The sequence below is a fragment of the Leptotrichia sp. genome (assembly GCF_057270615.1).
Genome location: NZ_DBHIXN010000100.1, coordinates 1 through 3,144, shown reverse-complemented (window position 1 = coordinate 3,144; position 3,144 = coordinate 1). Strand labels below are relative to the sequence as shown.

Here is a 3,144-nt window from a genome sequence, read left to right as displayed (position 1 = left end):
AGACAGAAAATAGGGAAAAAAGCAATACAGTATTTATCAAATCTAGCTTCCATCAATCAGATGAACAACTGGGCAAGCATAAATGATGCAGCAGATGGGGTAGGAGATGTAGAACAAGGTAATATTGGAAATAGGGAACCTTCAACTCCAATAAATGTATATTCAAAAGTAACAAAAAATATGTGGATAGTATACTTTAATGAAATGGATCCCCTTTTAGATGAAAAAAATGCCAAAAACTGGGATGAAATAAGCGACGCAGACAGGGAGTACAGATACCAAGAAACAAATAAGAGGCTGGAAGCGTTGGACACACAGATAAATGCCTTGGATGACAATATAAAAAAGGAACTGGACAATATCGAAACAAGAAGAGTAACTAAGCAAAAAATGTTAGCAGTATATGGGGATGAAAATTCTATGAAGTTAAGGCTGAACAGCATTAAGGAAGAAAAGGAAAAGATAGCAACAACAAAGGCAAGGGAAGAAGCCAAAAAGACAGCGTTACCATCAAGTGCAACTGATTTGGAAAAGAAAATGATAGACTTGGAAATAGACAGGCTGAATTCGCAGAATGCAATGCTGGCAGCTGAGGATAAGGAAATAAGAGATGCATTAGAAAACGATGTTTTGGACAAAACTTCACTGGAGAAGATGAAAAGGTGGAAGGAAGAGCAGAAAAAGCTGATAGAATCAAGAAAGGAAGTAAAAAAGAGTCAAGTAAAAAGCAAGTCAGAATACGAAGCAGAGCTTGAAATGGAAAAAAGAAAGCACTGGGCAGAAAGCCTGATAGGGATAAAGGAAGGAATCCCGCTAAGATATATGTATGTACCTGAAGTGGAAATAGTGTCGTATTCAGAAGTGGCGGAACTGGGAGAAAAAGCGGGAGGAAAGTTTGAAATAATAGTAAAGCAGGTAATAAGGGATGGGAAATATGCGACAGTAGGAGATCCAATATCGTTGGGGTTAAGAGGTATAGGAAGAATAAAAGATGAGATTGGTAAAATTATTGGTGTGGGAGGGAAAGTAGGTGGTAAAAATGGTAGAGATTAAATTAAAAAAGTATATTTTTCTATTGTTCATATTATTTGAGAATTTTATGTTTTCTATGACACTATCTAATGTAAAAGGAATAGATAAATTAAAGAATTATGATGTAATTAAAAATATTGAAATTGAAAGAATAGCAGAAAAAAAAGATTCGATTCCAAAATTAGAAAGACGAGATGGAATAGCGTATTTCAAAGGAGAATCGAAACCATATAATGGAATTTTGATTGTTAGAGAAAAAGAAAAAATAACAAGTATTTATTTCTACAAAAATGGAAAAGTAGAAGGAGACGGATTTGAATATTATAGTAATGGAAAATTACGTTGTAATATAAAAACTAAAAGAGATATAGATATATTTAATGAGTGTTATAATGAAAATGGAAATATAATTAGAACATATAAAGGAAATGGTAGTCTTTTTGGAATATTAACAGAATATTATAAAGGAACTAATAAAAAATCATATATATCTGAAGTAATACAAGATTATAGCGTCAAAGGAGAAATTAATTACATAAGAAATGGAAAAACGACAGTATATGAAAAAAATGGAAACATATTAGGAGAACTTAACTTTAATAATGGAAGTTTACTGGGAGAAAGACAGAAACTGTATAAAAATGGGAAAGTGAAATATGACTTTATAGGAGGAGCAAAAGACATAAAGGATTTGAAGGCAATACGAAGCTATATAGAGTATTTTGATAACAGCGATACTATGAAATATAGCTGTAATGAAGTGTCAACAGGAAACTGGAAATGTAAGGAATATAGCAAGGATGGAAGTTTCAAGCAGGAGGTAGATGGAAGAAAATACGTGTCTGTGAATAATAATCATCACGGAAACATTTGGGTGAACATATTTTTAGGTGCTTGGAATATATTGAATCCTTAGTATTAAAAAAAGGGGTAATAAAAAATGTGGAATAGAAAGAAAGAATGGGCAGAAAGCCTGATAGGGATAAAGGAAGGAATCCCGCTAAGATATATGTATGTACCTGAAGTGGAAATAGTGTCGTATTCAGAAGTGGCGGAACTGGGAGAAAAAGCGGGAGGAAAGTTTGAAATAATAGTAAAGCAGGTAATAAGGGATGGGAAATATGCAACGGTAGGAGATCCAGTATCATTAGGAATGAGGGGGATAGGAAGAATAGCGGATAAGATTGGTAAGATTATTGGTGTAGGGAGGGGAACAAATGTTAAAACTGATAAATTCTAAATTAAAACAAAGTATTTTATTATTGTTTATCTTATTTGGAAATTATACTTTTTCTATAACATTATCTACTGTAAAAGAACTTCAAGAATTGAAAAATTATAATGAATTAAAAAATATAGAAGTAGAACAAATAGTGAAAAGAATAATGGAAAGAAAAGATTCTGTACCAGAATTAAAAAGAATTGGAAATACAGTATACTACACAAACGAAAAAATTCCTTATACGGGGGCATTAATTGCTAAAAGAAATAAAAAAATATCAGGTATTTATTTTTATAGAAATGGAAAACTTGAGGGAGATGGATTTGATTATTATGGAGATGGGAAAATTCGTTGCAGAATGCAAGCTAAAAATGATATAGATATATTTAATGAATGCTATAATAAAAATGGGAGTAAAATGCACACTTTTATAGGAGATGGTAAACTTACAGGAACATTGACAGGATATTATGAAGGAACTGATAAAAAATCATATATATCTGAAGTAACTCAAAAGTTTGATAATCAGAATGGAGAAATTAATTACATAAGAAATGGAAAAACAACAGTATATGAAAGAAATGGAAGCATACTGGGAGAACTTAACTTTAATAACGGAAGCCTTTTAGGAGAAAGACAGAAGCTATATAAAAATGGGAAAGTGAAGTATGATTTCATAGGAGGGACAAAAGATATAAAGGGATTGAAGGCTATGCGAAGCTACATTGAATATTATGATAACAGTGATATTATGAAATACAGCTGCGATGAAGTGTCAAGAGACAACTGGAAATGCAAGGAATACAGTAAGGATGGAAGTTTTAAACAGAATGTGGATGGAAGAAAATATGTGTCTGTGAATAATAATCATCACGGAAATATTTGGGTAA

Annotated in this window: 3 protein-coding genes and 1 pseudogene; all 4 read left to right on the top strand. The window is 31.9% G+C overall.

The annotated features are described in order from the left end of the window. Positions 1-1,053 (top strand): hypothetical protein (locus ACO409_RS10485; protein WP_485557037.1); only part of this gene is annotated, 1,053 nt, incomplete at its 5' end. Further along, positions 1,031-1,948, top strand: a complete 918-nt coding sequence (locus ACO409_RS10480) for a hypothetical protein (RefSeq protein ID WP_485557035.1) — start codon at positions 1,031-1,033, stop codon at positions 1,946-1,948. The genes ACO409_RS10485 and ACO409_RS10480, both read left to right, overlap by 23 nt. A gap of 24 nt (positions 1,949-1,972) precedes the next feature. After that, entirely contained in the window at positions 1,973-2,272 is a 300-nt protein-coding gene (locus ACO409_RS10475; RefSeq protein ID WP_485557033.1) for a hypothetical protein, read from the top strand. Beyond that, positions 2,250-3,144 (top strand): annotated as a pseudogene (locus ACO409_RS10470) (hypothetical protein); the annotation flags it as partial. The gene ACO409_RS10475 and the pseudogene ACO409_RS10470, both read left to right, overlap by 23 nt.